General features: G+C 66.7%; 22 protein-coding genes and 1 pseudogene. 9 read left to right on the forward strand and 14 right to left on the reverse strand.

The features are described 5' to 3' along the window. Nucleotides 1-27: 27 nt before the first annotated feature. The 13 genes from AC0CH8_RS00495 to AC0CH8_RS00555 form a co-directional block, all read right to left on the reverse strand. The gene (locus AC0CH8_RS00495) at nt 28-936 is read right to left on the reverse strand and encodes a flagellar motor protein MotB (RefSeq protein WP_204200251.1); all 909 of its coding nucleotides are present in this window, start codon (nt 934-936) and stop codon (nt 28-30) included. Nucleotides 937-939: 3 nt separating this feature from the next. Beyond that, a complete protein-coding gene (motA, locus tag AC0CH8_RS00500) occupies nt 940-1,803 on the reverse strand; it encodes a flagellar motor stator protein MotA (protein WP_204200250.1) in 864 nt (287 codons plus the stop codon). Nucleotides 1,804-1,893: 90 nt separating this feature from the next. Further along, complete coding sequence (locus AC0CH8_RS00505; protein ID WP_465238236.1) at nt 1,894-2,787, reverse strand: flagellin N-terminal helical domain-containing protein; 894 nt, start codon at nt 2,785-2,787, stop codon at nt 1,894-1,896. Between the two features lie 5 nt (nt 2,788-2,792). After that, nucleotides 2,793-4,130, reverse strand: coding sequence for a flagellar hook-associated protein FlgK (gene flgK, locus AC0CH8_RS00510; RefSeq protein ID WP_465238237.1), 1,338 nt, complete (start codon nt 4,128-4,130; stop codon nt 2,793-2,795). A gap of 9 nt (nt 4,131-4,139) precedes the next feature. Beyond that, nucleotides 4,140-4,466 (reverse strand): rod-binding protein, encoded by a 327-nt coding sequence (locus tag AC0CH8_RS00515; RefSeq protein ID WP_204200247.1) that lies wholly within the window; start codon nt 4,464-4,466, stop codon nt 4,140-4,142. After that, nucleotides 4,463-5,569, reverse strand: coding sequence for a flagellar basal body P-ring protein FlgI (locus AC0CH8_RS00520; RefSeq protein ID WP_211534586.1), 1,107 nt, complete (start codon nt 5,567-5,569; stop codon nt 4,463-4,465). The genes AC0CH8_RS00515 and AC0CH8_RS00520 overlap by 4 nt, the downstream gene beginning before the upstream one ends. A gap of 68 nt (nt 5,570-5,637) precedes the next feature. Continuing rightward, nucleotides 5,638-6,333 (reverse strand): flagellar basal body L-ring protein FlgH, encoded by a 696-nt coding sequence (locus AC0CH8_RS00525; protein ID WP_343283981.1) that lies wholly within the window; start codon nt 6,331-6,333, stop codon nt 5,638-5,640. A 47-nt stretch (nt 6,334-6,380) separates the two neighbouring features. Continuing rightward, entirely contained in the window at nt 6,381-7,169 is a 789-nt protein-coding gene (gene flgG / locus AC0CH8_RS00530; protein ID WP_204200244.1) for a flagellar basal-body rod protein FlgG, read from the reverse strand. Between the two features lie 12 nt (nt 7,170-7,181). Beyond that, nucleotides 7,182-7,931 carry a flagellar basal body rod protein FlgF gene (locus AC0CH8_RS00535; protein ID WP_465238238.1) on the reverse strand — a complete coding sequence of 250 codons (750 nt, stop codon included), beginning with the start codon at nt 7,929-7,931 and terminating at the stop codon, nt 7,182-7,184. Nucleotides 7,932-7,957: 26 nt separating this feature from the next. Then, the gene (locus tag AC0CH8_RS00540; RefSeq protein ID WP_204200242.1) at nt 7,958-9,265 is read right to left on the reverse strand and encodes a flagellar hook protein FlgE; all 1,308 of its coding nucleotides are present in this window, start codon (nt 9,263-9,265) and stop codon (nt 7,958-7,960) included. A 56-nt stretch (nt 9,266-9,321) separates the two neighbouring features. Continuing rightward, nucleotides 9,322-10,008 carry a flagellar hook assembly protein FlgD gene (locus AC0CH8_RS00545; RefSeq protein ID WP_465238239.1) on the reverse strand — a complete coding sequence of 229 codons (687 nt, stop codon included), beginning with the start codon at nt 10,006-10,008 and terminating at the stop codon, nt 9,322-9,324. A gap of 4 nt (nt 10,009-10,012) precedes the next feature. Beyond that, nucleotides 10,013-10,435, reverse strand: coding sequence for a flagellar basal body rod protein FlgC (gene flgC, locus AC0CH8_RS00550; protein WP_465238240.1), 423 nt, complete (start codon nt 10,433-10,435; stop codon nt 10,013-10,015). Then, nucleotides 10,435-10,782 (reverse strand): flagellar basal body rod protein FlgB, encoded by a 348-nt coding sequence (locus tag AC0CH8_RS00555; protein ID WP_204200239.1) that lies wholly within the window; start codon nt 10,780-10,782, stop codon nt 10,435-10,437. Before AC0CH8_RS00555 ends, flgC begins: the two co-directional genes overlap by 1 nt. Nucleotides 10,783-11,177: 395 nt before the next feature. On the opposite strand from AC0CH8_RS00555, the gene AC0CH8_RS00560 reads away from it, so the two are divergent. From AC0CH8_RS00560 to AC0CH8_RS00600, 9 genes are all read left to right on the forward strand, one after another. Next, nucleotides 11,178-11,825: a motility protein A gene (locus AC0CH8_RS00560; RefSeq protein ID WP_465238241.1), complete on the forward strand. Its 648-nt coding sequence runs from the start codon at nt 11,178-11,180 to the stop codon at nt 11,823-11,825. Continuing rightward, nucleotides 11,822-12,322 carry a hypothetical protein gene (locus AC0CH8_RS00565; RefSeq protein WP_465238242.1) on the forward strand — a complete coding sequence of 167 codons (501 nt, stop codon included), beginning with the start codon at nt 11,822-11,824 and terminating at the stop codon, nt 12,320-12,322. The genes AC0CH8_RS00560 and AC0CH8_RS00565 overlap by 4 nt, the downstream gene beginning before the upstream one ends. Further along, nucleotides 12,319-12,831 (forward strand): flagella basal body P-ring formation protein FlgA, encoded by a 513-nt coding sequence (locus AC0CH8_RS00570; RefSeq protein ID WP_465238243.1) that lies wholly within the window; start codon nt 12,319-12,321, stop codon nt 12,829-12,831. The genes AC0CH8_RS00565 and AC0CH8_RS00570 overlap by 4 nt, the downstream gene beginning before the upstream one ends. 71 nt (nt 12,832-12,902) lie before the next feature. After that, a complete protein-coding gene (flgM, locus tag AC0CH8_RS00575; RefSeq protein ID WP_465238244.1) occupies nt 12,903-13,199 on the forward strand; it encodes a flagellar biosynthesis anti-sigma factor FlgM in 297 nt (98 codons plus the stop codon). Then, on the forward strand, nt 13,186-13,497 hold the full coding sequence (locus tag AC0CH8_RS00580; protein ID WP_465238245.1) for a flagellar protein FlgN: 312 nt from the start codon (nt 13,186-13,188) through the stop codon (nt 13,495-13,497). The genes flgM and AC0CH8_RS00580 overlap by 14 nt, the downstream gene beginning before the upstream one ends. A gap of 212 nt (nt 13,498-13,709) precedes the next feature. After that, nucleotides 13,710-14,534 (forward strand): transglycosylase SLT domain-containing protein, encoded by an 825-nt coding sequence (locus AC0CH8_RS00585; RefSeq protein ID WP_465238246.1) that lies wholly within the window; start codon nt 13,710-13,712, stop codon nt 14,532-14,534. A gap of 1 nt (nt 14,535) precedes the next feature. Beyond that, a complete protein-coding gene (gene flhA, locus AC0CH8_RS00590; RefSeq protein ID WP_465238247.1) occupies nt 14,536-16,611 on the forward strand; it encodes a flagellar biosynthesis protein FlhA in 2,076 nt (691 codons plus the stop codon). Then, the gene (locus AC0CH8_RS00595) at nt 16,608-17,381 is read left to right on the forward strand and encodes a sigma-70 family RNA polymerase sigma factor (RefSeq protein ID WP_465238248.1); all 774 of its coding nucleotides are present in this window, start codon (nt 16,608-16,610) and stop codon (nt 17,379-17,381) included. The genes flhA and AC0CH8_RS00595 overlap by 4 nt, the downstream gene beginning before the upstream one ends. A gap of 155 nt (nt 17,382-17,536) precedes the next feature. Next, nucleotides 17,537-18,730, forward strand: a complete 1,194-nt coding sequence (locus tag AC0CH8_RS00600; protein ID WP_465238249.1) for an NF038122 family metalloprotease — start codon at nt 17,537-17,539, stop codon at nt 18,728-18,730. Between the two features lie 199 nt (nt 18,731-18,929). Here the strand turns inward: AC0CH8_RS00600 and AC0CH8_RS00605 are convergent. Next, nucleotides 18,930-19,199 (reverse strand): annotated as a pseudogene (locus AC0CH8_RS00605) (flagellin); the annotation flags it as partial. Nucleotides 19,200-19,535: the final 336 nt, after the last annotated feature.

Consider the following 19,535-nt stretch of genomic DNA (forward strand, 5'->3'; position numbering starts at 1 on the left):
TCCGCTCGGCCGCCCCTTTTTCTTTGCCTACTGACCGAACACGCCGCTTCGATAGAGCAGGGTGATCGCGACGCGCCGGTTGCGCGGGTCGCTGGGGTCCTTGACGATCATCGGCTCGCGGTCGGCGACGCCCTCGATGCGTTCGAACCGGTTTTCCGGAATACCGCCGAGCGCCAGACGCCGCCGCGTCGCTTCCGCCCGGCCGGTCGCCAGCATCCAGTTGTTCATCGCGCGCGGATCGCCGTACGGCACGCTGTCCGTATGCCCGCGGATCATGATCGGGTTGGCGGTGCTGCGGATCGATTCCGAGATCATGCCGATCAACTCCGCCGCACGGGGGTCGAGCGCGGTCGTCCCCATCGCGAACATCGAATAATCGGCGTCGTCGACCAGATCGATACGCAATCCCTCGTCGGTCCGCACGAACTTCACATGGCTCGCGAGCTTGGCGAGGTCCGCGGACTGCGCCATCTTCTGCATCACCTGCCGCTTCATCTGCTCGAAAGTCTTGATATCCTCCGCACGGCTGGCCGGCGTGCTGCGCAGCGAACCCTTCTTCCCCATGCCCACTTCGGGGCCGGCCTGGACCGACGCGGACGGGATACCCATCGACGCGATCGCCGCCGCCGCCGCTTTCGGCCCAGTCTTGTTGTTCGACATCATCGATTCGCCGCCCAGCGGTCCCGAGCCGCCGATGCCGAGCTTCTTCGAATCCATCAGCGTCGGCGCGAAGTAATCGGCCAATCCCTTGCGCTGCTTCTCGGTCGTCGCTCCAAGCAACCACAGCAAAAGAAAGAACGCCATCATCGCGGTCACGAAATCGGCATAGGCGACCTTCCACGCACCGCCGTGATGGCCGCCGTGACCCTCGATGTAGATCTTCTTGACGATCACCTTCGGCGGGACGTTGTGCCCGTGGGGAGCTGCCTTCGCCATCGTTTACTTGCCCCGGAGGCCGTCGAACACTTCGGCGAAGCCGGGCTGGTTCTTGTGCTTGATGCCGGAACGCGCCGCTTCAATCACCAGCGGCTGCGGATGGCCGTGGAGCGAGGCGATGATGATCTGCTTGACGACGTCGTAGATCGCGGCATCGGCGTCGATGACCTGCTTCAGGCGACCAGCGAGCGGCGACACGACGCCGTACGCCAGCAACACGCCCATGAAGGTACCGACCAGCGCCGAGCCGATCATGCCGCCCAGCACCGACGGCGGCTTGTCGATCGAACCCATCGTCTTCACGATGCCGAGCACCGCCGCGACGATGCCCAGCGCGGGCAGCGAATCGGCGAGGCTGGACAGCGTCGTATGCGGTCCCTCCACCTCATGGTGGTGGGTCTTGATCGAGTGGTCCATCACCTCTTCGACCGCATGCACGTCCAGCGTCCCCGACGACACCACGACCAGGCGCAGCGTATCGGCGATCAGGTTGATGAGCGTGTGGTCCTTCAGCAGCTTCGGGTATTCGGCGAAGACGGCGGAAGACTTGGGGTCCTCGACATGCGGCTCGACCGCGATCGGGCCTTCCATGCGCAGCATCTTCATCAGCTTCGACACCAGAAAGATGACGTCGAGATAATCCTGCTTCTTGTACTTCGGTCCCTTGAAGACCTTGCCCAGTCCGCCGCCCATCGCCTTCAGCTCGGCGCCCGAGTTGCCGATGATGAGCGCGCCGGCGGCCGCGCCGCCGATGATGAGCATTTCGTGCGGGATCGCGTGCATGACGGGGCCGAGCGCACCGCCGGTGAACGCGAAGCCTCCGAACACCATCGCGATCAGGACGACTATGCCGATGGTTGGGAACATTGTGGGGGCTGCCTCCGGTGGCCGGCATCGCCGGCGTTACCCCACCCGATTAGCGCAAAGTCGTCGCCATTCGGTTACCGGCCGAGTAACTCAGCGTAGATAATCGAACAATGACAGCTGCGACAGCTTGCTGAAGCTCTGCTGCGTCGCCTGCAACGCCGTCATCAGCTGCTGCATTTCGATATACGCCGCCGGAACGTCGGTATCCTCCAGCTTGGAGCGGAGTTCGCTGCGGTCCGTGCCGGTCGTCGTCTGCAACGACTGCTGAAGCTCGACGCGGGCGGAACGCGCGCCGACCGACGCCTGCACCACATCGACCCGGTCGCCGGCGACCTGGATCTCGTCGAGCGCGGCGCGTGCCGATGTTCCGTTGGGGTCGCCCGCGGTCAGCGCCTTGGCCAGCGTGTCGAGCATGTTCAGCGTGTCGCCGGTCGCGCCCTTGAAGATACGGCTCGCGCTTTCGGTCGCCTGCACCGACTGGTTGTCGGCGATCGGCACTTCGGACACGTTGGTCGTCGCGTACTGGAAGACGCCGTCCGTATCGCGGGTGACCGCCAGCGTGCCGTCGGGCGTCCCGAACAGCGGCTGGCCGCGGACATTGCGGGTGTTGGCCAGACCGACGATCGCGTCGACGATCGACGCCAGTTCGGTGCCGATGATCCGGCGCGACTCGACCGTTTCCGTGCCGTTCGCGGCCTTGGTCACCAGTTCGCGGGCGCGCTGGATCTGCGTGCCGATCTGGCCGAGCACGCCGTCCGCCTGATCGAGCAGCGATCCCGCCAGCGTCATGTTCTTGCCGTAGACCTCGGCATCCTGGTCCTTGCGCGCGATCTCCGCCAGCTGCTGCGACACGGCCGGGTCCTGCGATGGCGCCTGCACCTTCTTGCCGGTCGCGATCTCCGTCTGCAGCTGCGTCGCGCGCGCCGTCATCGCGGAGATGCGCTTGGCGTTCAGGTCGTAGAAGGATGCGGTCGATATCTGCATGGCAATCACCGGATATCCAGGATGGTTTGCAGCGTGTCGCGGGCGACCTGGATCACCCGGCTGGAGGCCGAATAGGCCTGTTGGAAGCGCATCAGCTCGACCGCCTCGCTGTCCATGTTCACACCCGTCACGCTGGTCAGCGCGCTGACCGCGCCGTCGCGGATCGCGGTCTGCGCAGCGACGATCGTGTTCTTCTGATCGAGCGCGCTGGCGTTGTCGGTCGTGATCTGAGTCAGCTGACCTTCCCAACCGCTGTCCGTGCGCAGTTTCTGAAGGTCGGCGAGATTGCTGGCGTCGCGCTTGCCGAGGCCGCCCTTCGCCGCCGCGATCTTCGCGCCGCTGTCGAAGTTCAGCGAAATCTCCGTGGGCTTGGTACCCACCTTGAACATCTCCACGCCGGTCGTGCCGGTCTGGTCCTCACCCGCGAGCTGCGTCGTGTTGACCTTGTCGACCAGATCTTTGGCGACGTTGTTCAGGTTCGTGCGCGATGCGGCGGATTTCTGGGCACCGTCGACGATGCCCGCCAATTCGCCGCCGTTCAGCGACACGGTCAGGCGGTCGAAGCCGTTGACGACGGACAGGCCGACCGAACCGTCGGTGTTGCGCGAATAGGCGAGACCATTGACCGTGTTCTTCTCCACGAACGCGGTACCCTGTGAACCACCCAGCTTCACGCTGGCGCGACCGAGCGCGTCGAGCGTGACGCCGACATCCGCCAGCGTGCTCATCTGGTCAAGGATCTGGTCGCGCTGGTCCGCCAGCTGCGCCGCCGCCGCGCTGTCGGGCGGGGTCCGGCCGAGGCCTTCGTTGATCTGCACCAGCGACGTGGCGAGCGAGTTCAGCTGCGTCGTCGCCTGATTGCCGGCGATGTCGAGATCGGCGTCGATCTGGTCGAACGCCTGCCCGGTCGCGGTGAACGCGATCGCCGCGGAACCACCCGCGTTCAGCATCGTGGTGCGCAGCGCACCCGAATCGGGCTCGGCCGCCAGACCGGTCGCGGCGTTGAAGAAGCTGGTGACGCGATTGGCGAGCTGGTTGCCCGTCATCGCCTTCTCGATCCGGTCGAGCCACTGCGCGCCGGACGTCGAGCGGGCGAGGTCGGCGCCCGAGGACCGGACCGCCAGTTGCGCGTAGCCGTCGCCCGCACGGACGATGCCCGTCATCAGCACGCCGTTCGCGGCGCTGCGATCGACCGCGCCGACGCCGGCGCTGATCTCCGTCATCCGCACGCTGCGACGCGTGTAGCCGGCCGATCCGACATTGGCGATATTCTCGCCAGTGACGGTCAGCGCGCTCTGGTACGCACGGACGCCGGATGCGCCGATCGAGAGAAGATCGCTCATGACCGGCCGTTATCCGGGGGGCTGATTAAGATCTGGTTGAGAGCGCGACAGAAACTCCGTCATCGCCTTGCCGATGCCGAGCGGCGTGTGCTGCGCCATGTCCTTGACGGTCAGCTGATCCTGCATGTCGCGAAAGGTGTCGCTCGCCTTCGAATCGAACAGTGGATCGGCCAGTTTGGCCTGGCGCATCGATTTCAGCATCATGCCGGTGAACACCGATTCGAATTTGTCACCGGCCTCTTTCAGATTGGCCTTGCTCGTCACCCGGCTCGAGTCGACCGAGATGCCGGTGGTCGGCGCCGCCGTCGCGGACGCAATGGACGGGATGTCGGTCACAGGACGATCAACTCCGCCTTCAGCGCGCCGGCTTCCTTCAGCGCTTCGAGGATCGCGACGAGGTCGGCGGGCGATGCGCCGATCGCGTTCACCGCCTTGACTACATCGGCCAGCTTCGGACCGGGCGTCAGCAGGAACATCGGCTTCTTCTCTTCGTCGACCGAGACGTTGGAACGTTGCTCGACCGCCGTCTGGCCGTTCGACAGCGGCGCCGGCTGGCTGATCCGCTGATTCTCGTCGATGCGCACGGTCAACTTGCCGTGCGTCACCGCCGCCGCCCCAACCCGCACCGCGGAACTGATGACGACGGTGCCGGTACGCGCATTGACGATGACCTTGGCAGGAGGTTCGGCGGAGACGACATCGAGATTCTCGATCGCCGACATCAGCGTCGCGCGCGGCTCCGCGCCCATCGGCGCGCGCACCTGCACCGACACCGCATCGATCGCCTGCGCGACGCCGGCGCCGAGGCGACCGTTGATCGCGGCGGCGACGTTCTGTGCCGTCGTGAAATCGGCGCGCTGAAGATTGAAGGTCAGATTCGGCGCGCTGTCGAACCCGGTCGCGACTGCGCGCTCGACCGTCGCACCTTCCGGAATACGGCCGGTCGAGGGGACGTTGACGACGATCTTCGATCCGTCCGCGCCTTCCGCGCCAAGACCGCCAACCGCCAGGTTGCCCTGCGCCATTGCGTAGATCTGGCCGTCCGCGCCCATGAGCGGCATCATGATGAGGCTGCCGCCGCGCAGCGACTTGGCGCGGCCCATCGATGCGACGGTGATGTCGATCCGCTGACCGGGCTTCGCAAAGGGCGGAAGGTCGGCGGTGACCATCACCACCGCGGCGTTCTTCATCGCCGGGTTGACGGTCGGCGGCAATTGCAGCCCGAAGCGCGAGGTCGCCGCCTTCAGCGACTGCACCGTATATTCGAGGTTGTCGTCCCCCGTGCCCGGCAGACCGACGACGACGCCGTAGCCGGTGAGCTGGTTCGAACGGATGCCCTGGAACCCGCCCAGATCCTTGATGCGATCGGCGCTCGCGGGAGCGATCCCCGCGGAAGCGGCGATCAGGATCGTGAGCGCGAGGAGGAGATGACGGATCATGGCCACCGTCTTGCCAGCAAGATGGTTACCGAATCGTTCACGTTTTCCGCCGTGCAGCAGCGAAGGCATCAGAACGGGCTCACCACCGAGAAGAAGCGCGACAGCCACCCCTGACGGCTGGCGCGCGCGACGTCGCCCTTGCCGGTATAGGAGATCTGCGCATCGGCGACGCGGGTCGAGGGAACGCGGTTGTCGAGATCGACATCGGCAAAGCGGACGATGCCCTTGATGCGGACATATTCGTCGCCGCGGTTCAGCGTGACGCGCTTCTGCCCCTGCACCATCATCGTGCCGTTCGGATAGACTTCAGCCACCGTGACGCTGACTTCGCCCGACAGCGAATTGGCCTGATCGGCAGACCCGCCGCCCTTGAAATTGCGATTGCCGCTGGCGGACGCGTCGGTCGGCGAGAACAGGTTGAGCAGGCCCGATGCCGGCGGCGTGATGCTGGCCCCGCCAGACGAGTCGAGCTTGGAATTAGCCGTCTTCGACGCGGCGGTGCGCTCGACCAGCACGATCGTCAGCGGATCGCCGACCCGGCGCGCGCGCCAGCCCTCGTACAAGGCGGCATAACCGCTCGACACCTGGAAGATCGCGCCGTTGGCAGGCGCGGCAACCGGAACCGGCAGAGGCAGCGGCGCAGGGCGGACCGCGGTGAAGTCCTCGACCGGCTTCTTCTTGCCGAACAGCCCGGCATGCGCGGGCGACGGAGCGGCGGCGGCGAGCACCAGCAGGCCCGACGCCGCGGCGAGCGCGACCTCGATCCAGTGGAGTCGGACGGTGCGATGGGCGGATGTCACGATGCGACGCCTCACAGGTTCTGGTTGACGTATTTGAGCATGTCGTCGGTCGCGGAGATCATCTTGGAATTGACCTCGTAGGCGCGCTGCGTCTCGATCATGTCGACGAGTTCCTCGACGACGTTGACGTTCGACGCTTCCAGCATCCCCTGCCGCACGCGACCGCGGCCGTCCTGACCGCCGATGCCGAGATTGGCCGCGCCGCTCGCCGCCGTCTCGATCATGTAATTGTCGCCGGTCGATTGCAGGCCGGCGGCATTCGGGAAGCCAGCGACCTGGATCTGGCCGAGCTGCGACGCCTCCGCCTGACCCGGAATGGTCGCGGACACGGTGCCGTCGTTACCGATCGTGATCGTCGTGGCGTTGGCCGGAATGGTGATGCCGGGCATCACCTGATAGCCTTCGCTGGTGATGATCTGCCCCTCCGGCGAGCGCGAGAAATTGCCGGCGCGCGTATAGCCCAGGCCACCGCCCGGTAACTGCACCTGGAAGTACCCGTCGCCGTCGATCGCCATGTCGAGGCTGTTGGTCGTCTGCTGCATCGACCCCTGCGTCTCGATCCGCGCGGTGCCCTGCACCTTCACGCCAGTGCCGAGGTTCAGGCCGGTCGCGTAGCGCGTTTCGCCGGTCGACTGCGCGCCGGGCGCGGTCACGACCTGATAGGACAGCGTCTCGAACGAAGCGCGGTCACGCTTGAACCCCGTCGTGTTGACGTTGGCGAGGTTGTTCGAGATGACCCGCATGCGCGTATCCTGAGCGTCGAGCCCGGTACGTGCGATGTGCATGGCGGCGTAGGTCATGCGATTTCTCCCTTAAGACGGCAGGCGCATCAGCGATGCACCGCTTTCATCCATGTCCTTGGCGGACTTCATCATGTTGGCGGACACTTCGTAGGCGCGCTGGTTCTCGATCATGTCGATCAGCGCCTGCGTCATGTTGACGTTGCTGCCTTCCAGTGCCCCGCCCTCCACCTTGGCGTCGAGATCGGCCGGCAGGGTGCCGCCGCCGCGCACGCGCAGCAGGTTGTCGAGACCCTTGACGGTGTCGGTGCCCTTGGTCGACGCCAGCTTCAGCCGGTCGACGATCTGGGGCGTGCCCGTCGCATCGCCCTGCGCCACGATCGAAATCGTGCCGTCGCCGCCGATCGTCACTGAATTGGCCGGCGGCAAGGTAATCGGGCCGGACTGGCCCATCACCAGAAAGCCGTCGCCGGTCTGGAGCACGCCCGACGGCGCGATCGTCAGGTCGCCACGGCGGGTATAGGCTTCCGATCCGTCCGACGCCTGCACCGCCATCCACGCGTCGCCGGCCATCGCCACGTCGAGCGCACGGCCGGTGCGGCTGATGACGCCCGGCGAGCGATCGGCGTCGGTCACCTCTTCCGACGTCGGCGCACGCGCCTCGATCTGGGTGCCGCCGCCCTTTAGCTCGATGCGATCGAACACGACGCGGTCGGCGCGGAAGCCGGTGGTCGAGACGTTCGCCATATTGTTGGCGATCGCCGCCTGCGACGACATATGCGCCCGAAGCGCCGTCGCCGCGGTATAGACGAGCTTGTCCATCCTGTACCTCCGCGCCCCGCGTCAGATCAGCTGCGGATGTTGAAGATGGTCTGCGAAACCTGGCTGGCGGTATCCAGCGCCTTGGCGTTCGCCTGGAAATTGCGCTGTGCCGCAATCAGGTTGACCAGTTCCTCGGTGATGTCGACGTTCGACCCCTCGATCGTGCCCGACATCAGCTTGCCGAACCCGTCCGCGCTCGCCGAACCGAGCGACGCCTCACCGGACACGCCGGTCGCTTCCCAATAGGCGGTACCGATCTGGCGCAGGCCGGTGGGGGTCGAGAACTTCGCCAGCGCGACCTTGCCGAGCGGCACGATGTCGCCGTTCGAGAAGCTGGCGCGGATCAGGCCCGAGTCGGTCACCGTGACGCCGGCGAGCTGCCCGACCGCGATGCCGTCCTGCTTCTTGGTGCCGACCGAGAAGGCGCTCGACAGCTGCGTCGAACCCGAGAGGTTCAGCGACACCGTCTGCGATGCGGCGCCCGACGTCGGAACGAACGCATTGAACGTCACGGCGGCGGTCGGCGTCTTCAACGCGCCCTTGTCGTCGAACACCATCGTCACCTTGTCGACTGCGGGGCTGCCCGTCGTCATGCGCTGGTCGCCGATGAAGGTATAGACGTCCCACTCACCCGTCGTTGCCTCGACCGGCGGCTGCGCGGCCGGATCGGCGGCGGTACCCTCCTTGGTGCGGACATAATAGCTGGTCATCGTCTGCGGATTGCCGTTCGCATCGTACACGCGGGTCGCGACCGAGTTGTTGTAGGTCGACGTGTCGGCGCGATCGAACTGGTAGTTCGCGGTGTTGCCCTTCAGCGTCGAGGTGGACGACACCTGCACAGGATACGACACGACGCCGGTTGCCTTGGGCGTACCGCTGGTCTGCTGGATCTGCAGGTTGGTCAGGCCGTCATTGCCGGTCGCGGTGACGTTGCCGTCGCTGTCGACCGGGTACACCATCAGATAGCTGCCCTGCGCATCGACGACGTTGTTGTTCGAATCGACCGAGAAGCTGCCGTTGCGCGTATAGTTGACCGAGTCGCTGGTGCCGGTCGACTTCATGATGAAGAAGCCTTCGCCGACCAGCGCCAGATCGAGCGCGTTCGACGTCGTCTGGAGGTTGCCCTCCTTGAACTGCTGCGTGTTGCCCTTCACGACCACGCCGGAACCGACCATCTTGCGCGGATCGGTCGACACGCTCGACGCGATGACGTCGGCGAATTCGGTGCGGCTCCTCTTGAAACCGGTCGTCGCGACGTTCGCCAGATTGTGGCTGATCGTCGCCATGTCGGTCTGCGACGCCTGGAGGCCGGAAAGCGCGGTGTAGAAGGACATTGGGTAGCTCCTGCGTGAAAGGGGTCAGGCGATCGGGGGCGGATCGCGCGGGGAAATCAGGCGATCGAGCGGATCGCGGAGGTCGGCACCTGGCCGAGGCCGGTGATGTTGAGCGTGGGTTCGCCGCCGGCGGGCACGGACACGGACTGGACCGGTGCCCAGACCAGACCGCGCGCGGTGACGGTGGTGCCGCCGTTCGCGGCATCGACCGTGACCTTGTACGGGCCGCCTTCGATCGCGTTGCCGGCGTCGTCCTTGCCGTTCCAGTCGTAGGTGGTGCTGCCCGCGGGCTGCGCGCCGAGTTGCAGCGTCTTGACGACGCTGCCGTTGGCGTCGGCGATCGTCACGAGAACGTCGGTAGCCGGCTTGTCCAGCTCGACCGCGCCGGTGATACCGCCCGATTGACGCTCGTAGGCGGTATCGCCTTGAGTCAGCACGGTCTTGCCCACGAAGCTCATCGCGTCGGTCGCGCTGGTCGAGCCGAGCTTGGTCGAGATCGCCTTCATCGTGGCGTTCATCTCGCTGATGCCGGCGACCGACGAGAACTGCGCCATCTGCGCGACCATCTGCGTGTTGTCGACGGGGCTGAACGGGTCCTGGTTGTTCAGCTGCGCCGTCATCAGCTTGAGGAAGTCCGTCTGGTCGAGCGATGATTTGGTGCCCGCAGTCGACACCTTCGACGCCATCTTGGCGGAATAGGCGTCGATGCCCGGCTGAATCGCATAACTGGTGTCGAGGGCCATGATATCAGCGTCCCAGCTTGAGGGTGTCGATGATGAGGCTCTTGGCCGTGTTCATCACCTCGATGTTGTTCTGGTAGCCACGCGCGGTCTCCATCATGTCGACCAGCTCGCGGGTTTCGTCGACGGCGGCGTCGAACACGTTGCCGTCCTTGTCCGCCATCGGGTTGGACGGATCGTAGCGTTGCGTCGGCGCTTCGCCGGCGGTGACGACCTTTTCGACATCCACCGTGGACATGCCGCTGGCGGCGTCGAAACTGGTGCGGAACACCGGCTTCATGGTCTTGTAGGCCGCCTCCGCCGTCGATGCCGAGTTGCCGGCATTGGCGAGGTTGGACGCGGTGGTGTTCATCCGCACCAGCTGCGCGCTCATGGCGCGGCCAGCGACCTGGAAGATGGAGAGCGGGCCGTTTCCGTTGACCTGCGACATCATTCGCCCTTCAGCGCGCGGGTGATCTGGCCGATGCGACCATTCAGGAACGACAGCGTCGTCTGATACTGGACCGCGTTCTCGGCAAAGGCCGTCTGCTCGTTGTTGAGCTCGACGGTGTTGCCGTCCATCGAGGTCTGCGTCGGCACGCGGTATTGGGTCGCGGCGTCGATGCCACGATCGTTGCTACCCTCGGCGGACTTCAGCGCCGCCTGGAAATCGATGTCGCGCGCCTTGAAGCCCGGCGTCGACGCATTCGCGATGTTCGATGCGAGTACGCCCATGCGCTTGGCACGCACCTCCAGCGCCGCACCGTGCACCCCGAAAAGACTGTCGCCTGCCATCATGGCCTCCGTCACGCCCCGATGGCGCAACCGACCATAAGCAACCGCCGTGCCAGTTTCCGTAAAACGCTTGTGGCGACGTGATTTGCCGGCGATCGGCAAGGCGCGCGGCAGGATGTTGCCGGTCGCCGGCAAGCGCCTTGCCGGAAGGTGCGCTGGAGATCGCTGGCAAAGCGGGGAACGCGATACGCAGGAGGTTCAACCCACGCCCCTTATCCGTCACCCTAGCGAACGCTGGGATCTCGACCGGCTTGTGCGGTGCAGACGGGAAAAGAACCGCAGGAACCCCAAGCTTCCGCTGAGGTGACGGGTCGGTCGGCGAACGGAAGCCAGCTGGGCGACACGGACGGCGTTACCGCCCGCCACAAATCGGCACACCCCTTGCATACACGCCCCGCATGGATGTTTCCACCTTCATCGACCCGGCGGCTTTCGCGATTGTCGGCGGCGGCACGCTAGCCGCCGTGATCCTGCGCACGCCGGCGGCCGATATCGCCCGTGCACTCCACGCCCTTCACGTCTTGCCGCGCCGCCGGTTCTCGGCCGAGCCGCTGCTGCTCCAGATCGGCGCGCTTGCGCGCATTGCGCAGCGGTGCGGCGTCGTCGCGCTCGACCGCACCGTCATCACCGACTGCGATCTGGCCGCCGGCATCGCCGCGATCGTCGACGGCGCGCCAGCGACCGAAGTCGAAATCCTGATCCGCGACGCGCGCCGCACCCGCATCGAACGCCATGTCGTCGCCGCCGATGTCTGGGCGGCCGCGGCCGAAGTCGCCCCGGCGATGGGCATGATCGGCACGCTGGTCGGCCTCGCCAGGATGTTCGCATCGATCGACGACGTATCGGCGATCGGTGGCGGCATGGCCGTCGCGCTGCTCGCCACGCTGTACGGCGCAGTCCTCGCCAACCTCGTGCTCGCACCGGTCGCAGGCCGTCTGCGCGCCGCCGGTCGCCGCGAAGCGTCCGAGCGCCTGCGGATCGAAGCGCCGCTCGTCGCCCTCGCGGCGCGCGAGACACCCGTGCATCAGTTGAGGAGCGCCGCATGAACGACTGGCCCGATACCGCCGCGCCCCGTCCCCTGTGGCTGGTGACGCTGGCCGACTTGGCACTGCTGCTGGTCGGCTTCTTCGTGCTGATCCAGGCGACCCGCGCCCAGCCGAGCGCGCTGGCGCACTCGCTGCGCGCAGGTTTCGCGGCGGACGAGCCCGCGCTGCCGGTCGCAGCCGAGGGCGTGATGGGCTTCGCGTCCGGATCGGCGGTCGTGCCGGACGGTGGTGCCGCGATCAGTGCCTGGGCGCGTGGCGTGCTGGCCGATCCGCGCGTATCGCTGACCGTGACCGGCGCGACCGACGGCACCGCGAGCGATGTCGATGCCGCAACGGGCTCGGCCTCGCTCCTGGCCGCCGACCGCGCACGCGCCGTCGCGGCGATCCTCGCTCCGCTCGCGCCACGGCGTATCACCGTGTCCACCGCCAGCGCACGCGCGCGCGGCGTCACCGTTACCCTCGCCTTCACGGGTGACCGCCAGGAAAAGAAGCCATGATCGCTGTCTTGCTGCTCGCCGCCGCGACGCCGTCCTTCCAGAACGTTGCCGCCCTCGACCGGGCCGTCGCCGCCTTTACCGGCCGCGGCATCGGCGACGAAGGCGGCGCACGTGCCGGTATCGACCCGAGATTACGGCTCCAGACCTGCCCCACCGTCGCGTTGTCATGGCGTACGGCGGCCCACGACGCGGTCGTCGTCGCCTGTTCCGGCCCCGACTGGCGCCTGTTCGTGCCGGTGCGCACGCCGCCCGGCCTCGTCGCCGCACCGCCGCCCACCGCCACGGCCGCGATCGCCCGTCCCGCCAAGGTCGATCCGGTGATCCGACGCGGCGATCCGGTCGTGATCGAGGCGGGATCGAACGGGTTCGCGATCAGTCGCGAAGGCGTGGCGATGGCCGACGCCGCGCCGGGCGCTCGTTTCATGGTGCGGGTCGATGATGGCAAGGCACTGGTCCAGGCAATGGCGCTTGCGTCGGGCCGCGCGACGCTGCCCGGATGGACCGAATAAAAAAACGCTAAAGCCTTGCCGCGAACGGTCGTTTTCCCCGATGTCAGCGAGAACCGGAAGGTGCGGACGTCATGGACTCAATCGGAATTAAGACAGGGAGCATAGCGCGGATCGCGCCGAGCGCACCCGTGCAGGCGGCGAAGGCCGCGACCGAACCCGCGGTCCAGACATCCTCTGCGATCGATACGGCATCCGTCGCCTCGGCCGCGCTGACGAAGTCGATGGCGACCTCGCCGCCGGTGAACACCGAGCGTGTGGCCGAGATCAAGAAGGCGATCGCGACCGGCAAGTTTCCCTTGCTGCCGTCAACCATCGCCGACCGCCTCATCGCGTTGAAGCTGGAGTGGAACTCGAATGCAAAGGCGTGATGCTCTGATTCGGGTAATCGACGCCCTGCATGCGGAGATCGCCGCGCTGAAGTCCAACGACGTCCGCGGTCTGGAACGCGCCACCGCCGACAAGCTGGCCGGGATCGAGGCGATCGCCATTGCCGGCACCGGCCCCGCCGCGCCCGAGCTGCGTGCGCTGGCCGACGAAGCGAACCGGCTGAACGAGACGTGCCGGATCTATGTGAACCTGATGGCGGCAAATACCCGCCGCCGCCTGCAAACCTTGACCGGCGACAGCTTTGCCGGCCACCGGCCGATGGTGAACGCCTACGCGTAAGGCGGTGGGCGCGCACTGCTCGCCAGCGCCGTCACCCGCCCTTCCCCGCCACCCCCGGCGAAAGCTGGGGTTAAGCGGCTCCGTGATCTGACCTCCCAAGACAGGATACCTCAGCTTTCGCTGGGGTGACGGATGAGCCTTGGGTGCCGGTTAGCAACAAACTGGCACGCCCCTTGCAGTGATGCACTTCGAACAGAGGTGATCCAGCAACCGTGACCGTCAGTCCCATCAACACCAGCCGCATCCAGTCGGCCATCGCGCAGGCGTCGAGTACGACCGGCGTCGATTTCGATTACCTGATGGGGCAGGCCAAGCTGGAAAGCGGGTTCAACGCCAATGCCCGCTCGGGCACCTCCTCCGCATCCGGCCTGTACCAGTTCATCGAGTCGAGCTGGCTCGGCATCGTCAAGAAGCACGGCGCGGAACACGGCATGGGCTGGGCCGCGAACTCGATCGGTCAGACCGCGTCGGGCCGCTACACGGTCGCGCCGGGTGCACGTCAGGCGATCCTGAACCTGCGCAACGATCCCGCCGCCGCCAGCCTGATGGCCGCCGAGCACGCCGCCGACAACAAGGGCGCGATCGAAGGATCGCTGGGCCGTGCCGCGACCGGCACCGACCTGTACATGGCACACTTCCTGGGGATCGGCGGCGCGACGAAGTTCCTGTCGGCGCGGGAGCGCAACCCGGACGCGAGCGCCGCGGCGCTGTTCCCGTCCGCCGCGCGCGCCAATCGCAGCGTCTTCTACGCCAGCAACGGCAGCCCGCGCTCACTGGAGCAGGTGTATCAGCGCTTCGCCACCAAGCTGGGCGCAGCGTCCGACACCGTCGACGAGACGCGCAACGCCAACCTGACCTTTGCCGCACAGGCACTGAACATGGGCGACGCCACCGTCGTCACCGGCAACAACGAAAGCGCCGCCGACGCGCTGTCCTGGGCACAGGGGAAGCTGGAGGGCGCGACGAACAGCGTCCTGCGGCCGACGCCCAACACGGCGCGGCTGGCGTACATGATGCTCAGCCGGATGGGGAACTGAGATGGGCAAATTGCTCGCCAATGCCCGCGGGACGGCGCTGCCGCTCGCGATCCTGCTGCTGGTCGTGGTCATGGTGGTGCCGATCCCGGCGCCGCTGCTCGACGTGTTCTTCATCGCCAACATCGCGATCAGCCTTGCGGTGCTGATGGTCGCGCTGAACGCGCAGAAGCCGCTCGACTTTTCGTCCTTCCCGACCGTGCTGCTGTTCGCGACGCTGTTCCGCCTCGGCCTCAACGTCGCCTCGACCCGCATCGTGCTGGTCCACGGGCATGAGGGCGAGAGCGCGGCGGGCCACGTCATCGAGGCGTTCGGCACGTTCCTGATCGGCGGCGACTATGTCGTCGGCATCTTCGTGTTCGCGATCCTGATGATCATCAACCTGATCGTCGTGACCAAGGGCGCGGGCCGCGTGTCCGAGGTCAGCGCGCGCTTCACCCTAGATGCGTTGCCCGGCAAGCAGATGGCGATCGACGCCGACCTGAACGCCGGCCTCATCACGCCCGACGAAGCCAAGGCGCGTCGCGTCGAAGTCTCGACCGAAGCCGATTTCTACGGTTCGATGGACGGTTCGTCCAAGTTCGTGAAGGGCGACGCCGTCGCCGCGATGCTGATCCTGGCGGCGAACGTCGTCGGCGGCCTGATCCTCGGGCCGGTCAGCCACGGCATGTCGATCGCCGACGCCGCCAAAGGCTATATCCTGCTCGCCATCGGCGACGCGCTGGTCGCGCAGTTGCCGTCGTTGATGCTGTCGATCGCCGCCGCCGCGATCGTGACCCGCGTGTCGTCCGACAAGGATCTCGCCGGCCAGATCGGCGGCCAGTTCGGGTCGCCCCGCACCTGGACCCCCGTCGCGGTCATCCTGGGCCTGCTCGGCCTGCTGCCGGGAATGCCGCACCTCATCATCCTGACCGCTGCCGGTATCGCCGGTTTCGCCGCGTGGAAGCTGCGCCAGATCGCCGCCCGCCCCGCCTTCGTCCCCGCCCCTATCGCCGAGGAAACGCCCGATCCATCGAAGATCGCATGGGACGAGGTCACCGACGCGATGCAGGTCAATCTCGACATCGGCTACGGCCTCGTGCCGCTGGTGGACGAGCGTCGCGGTGCGCCGCTGATGGGCCGGATCACCGGCGTCCGCCGGCAATTGTCGAAGGAGTTGGGCTTCGTCGTGCCGCAATGCCGGGTGCGCGACGACATCAATCTCGCCCCATACACCTATCGCATCATGGTCAACGGCGTCTGCGTTGGCGAGGATCAGGTGTCGCCCGACGAGATGCTGGCGCTCGACACCGGTCAGGCCTTCGGCTCGCTGTCCGGCAAGGCGACCAAGGACCCGACCTTCGGCCTCGACGCCACCTGGATCGCGTCCGGCGATGCCGATGCCGCGACCGGCGCGGGCTATCTGGTGGTCGATCCCGGCACCGTCATGGCGACGCACCTGAACCACGTGCTGGGCGTGCATGCGTCCGAGCTGCTGGGGCCGGACGAGGTCCAGTCGCTGCTCGACGGGCTGAAGGATCGCGCCGGCCAGCTGGTCGCATCGCTCTGCCCGGCCCCGCTGCCGCTGACGACGCTGACCGCGGTCCTGAAGGGACTGCTGGCCGAGAACATCTCGCTCAAGGAATTCCGCCGCATCGCCGCCGCGCTCGCCACCGCCGCGCAGCGCACGCACGATCCGGAGGAGCTGATGGAGGCGATCCGCCCCGCACTCGGCCCGCTCATCATCCAGAAACTGTGCGGCGTCCGCGAGCCGCTGCGCGTCATGACGCTGGAGGGACAATTGGAAGGTCTGCTGGGACAGGCGATGCGCGCGGATACCGCCCGTCGCCACGTCATCGAACCCGATCTCGGCCGGCGTATCGTCGAGGCGCTGCAAATGGCCGCACAGCCGCTGCTCGCGGAGGCCAAGCCCTTCGCCCTCGTCGTGCAGCCCGCGATCCGCATCGCCGTACGCAAGCTGGTCAGGACCTGTCTGCCCGACACGCCAGTGCTGTCGTTCTTCGAAGTGCCCGAAGAGAAGGCCGTGGAGGTCGTCGCGATCATCGGCGGCGCGCATCAGCCACAGGCGCTGGCCGCATGAGCGCCGAACCGATGCGCCATGCGTTCGCCGACGCCAGCCCGCTGATGGCCGGCCCGGTTGCGGCCCCCCTCACCTATCGACCCGGCCAGCGCGCCACCGACCGCGACGCGCTGGTCCGGCAGCATCTGCCGCTGGTGCGCAGGCTGGCGTGGCATGTTCACGGATCGATGTCGACGATCGTGGAGGTCGAGGATCTCGTGCAGGTCGGGCTCGTGGCCCTGGTCGAGGCGGCGGCGGGGTTCGAGGATCGCGGGCAGGTCACGTTCAAGCAATATTGCGTCACGCGGGTTCGTGGCGCGATGATCGACGAGCTGCGGCGTCAGGCCACCACCACGCGCGGCGCGATGAAGCGGCGGAGGCTCTATAGCAACGCGGTCGCGGAGCTGACCCGCACCACCGGCCGCGCGCCGGACGAGGCGACGCTCGCGACGAAGCTGGATGTAACGGTCGAGCGGCTGCGCACCGACTATGCCACGGCGGAAGCTGTGCGGTTCGACTCGCTCGATGAAGTCTATGCCGACGACCTGCCCTGGTTCGCCGATGACGGCCCTGACGCGTTCGAGCAGCTGGCCGAAGGCGAGGTGCGCACGCGGCTGATCGCAGCGATCACCGCCCTGCCAGAGCGCGAGGCGCAGGTGATCCAGCTCTACTATATCGAGGAACTCAACCTGGAGGAAATCGGGCAGGTGCTGGGCGTCGGCGCAGCGCGGGTCTGCCAGATCAAGGCGGCGGCACACGCAAGGCTGAAAAAGGCGATGGGACGCAGCTGAACGATTGTTGCGGCGCAACATGAAACCGCCGTTACTTTTTTACCTCAGGGTCGTTCCGAAACGGGACTAGGCCTTTACGAACAAGATTAACCTTGCTTTAACCTTCGTATCACGAGCCGGACAACGGCCGTGGGTAAACGGGGGTTTTCAGAACCATGAAGAAGTACGCACTCGCCGCTGCCGCGGCGCTCGTCGCTGCTCAGCCGGCATCGGCCATTACGATCAACCTGTTCAACACGGGCGGCGTCGAGCAGGGCACAGCTGCCTATAACGGTTTCCGCACCGCGGCGAACTTCTGGGAAAGCGTGCTCCGCAACAACACCAGCGTAAACCTCAACGTCGGCTTCAGCGCGCTCGGGCCGGGCATTCTGGGTTCCACCGGCAGCACGACGAACGTCGCCTACACCGGCGACGTGCTCCGCGCGCTCGACCGCTCGCGCACCACCGCGCTCGACATGCAGACGTTGCTGCCCAACACCCGCAGCAGCAACTTCATCGGCGGCGTGGCCGTCGATGCCATCATCTCCGGCCCGAATGCGAACGGCAACGGCGTGCAACTGCCGCTGACCCGCGTCATCGACAACGACGCCAGCGGCAACAACTCGGCGCTGTCGGCCAACACCTCGCTGATGAAAGCGCTCGGCCTGGCGCCGACCTATGCCGCCAACAACCCGAACCAGATCGACGGCTCGGTCAGCTTCTCGTCCAGCTTCGCGTTCGACTTCAACGCCACCGACGGCATCACCGCCGGCAGCTTCGACTTTCTGGCGGTCGCGATCCACGAGATCGGCCACGCGCTGGGCTTTCGGTCGGGCGTCGACGTTTATGACGGCAACACGGGCTTCGGCGGCAACCTGAACGGTTTCGCGATCATGTCGATCTGGGACCTGTTCCGCTACAGCGAGGAGAGCGCACAGGCGGGCGTGCTGGACTGGGCGATCGGCGGCAATCCGTATTTCTCGCTCGATCGCGGCCAGACGATCTACGACGCCAACTCGTACTTCTCCACCGGTCGCGCCAACGGCAACGGCCAACAGGCGTCGCATTGGCTCGACACGCCGCCGTCGCCCGAAATCCTCGGCCTGCTCGATCCGACGCTCGGCCGCGGCCAGATGGGTGCCGTCGAGGCGCTCGATCTCGCCGCCTACGACGCGATGGGCTGGGACGTTCGTCTCGACGTGCTGAGGAACAGGGATGCCTATTTCTCGACCGGCTTCATCCAGTCGGTCGGCGGCAACCTCGCCGTGCCGGAGCCCGCGACGTGGGCGATGATGATCGGCGGCTTCGGGCTGGTGGGTGGCGCTCTCCGCCGTCGCCGCGCGGTGAAGACGACCGTTACCTTCGCCTGACCGGACATACGCGCGGCCCCGCGGGGTCGCGCGTCGCGCTCCTGAACGGAGAGCCAAAAACGGAAAACCCCGGCGGTCTTGCGACCGTCGGGGTTTTCTTCACCCTATCGCCTATGCCTGGGGAGGCGGCGGATAAGGCCGATGCCGGCGCCCTGTCAGGCTTGGGGGGCTGGCGCCGGGATCGATCCGATCGTTCGGATTACTGGAGCAGCTTCAGCACCGACTGCTGCGACTGGTTCGCCTGGGCGAGCATCGCGGTCGAAGCCTGGCTGAGGATCTGCGCCTTGGCGAGGGCGGTCGATTCGGCGGAGAAGTCCGCGTCCTCGATCCGGCTCTTGGCATCCATCAGGTTGGTCGACGTGGTGGTCAGGTTGTTGACCGTCGACTGAAGGCGGTTCTGCACCGCACCCAGATCGCCGCGACCCGCGGAGATTTTGTCGAGCGCCGCATCGATCACCGCCATCGCTGCCGAGGCACCGGTCTGGCTACCAATCGACACCGCCGACGTGCTGCCGACCGTCAGGCCCGCATCGGCCGTGCCCGTGCCGGTGATGTTCAGCGCCGCGCCCGGCTCCGCCGTCAGGGTGACGCGACCGACCGCCGCCGTCGTGACCGAGGCCAGGCTGGCATTGTCGATGCCCTTGGCATCGGACAGGCCGGTGGTCGTGCCGCCGAGCGTGATGTTGGTGCCGTCCTTGGCGGTCAGCTTCAGTCGACCGCTCTCGGTGCTGGCGACGATGTTGCCACCCGAACCCGACACCTGGTTGATCTTGGCGGCCAACGCCTCTGCGTTGCTTTCGGCCGG

The sequence above is a fragment of the Sphingomonas sp. AC435 genome (assembly GCF_979253005.1).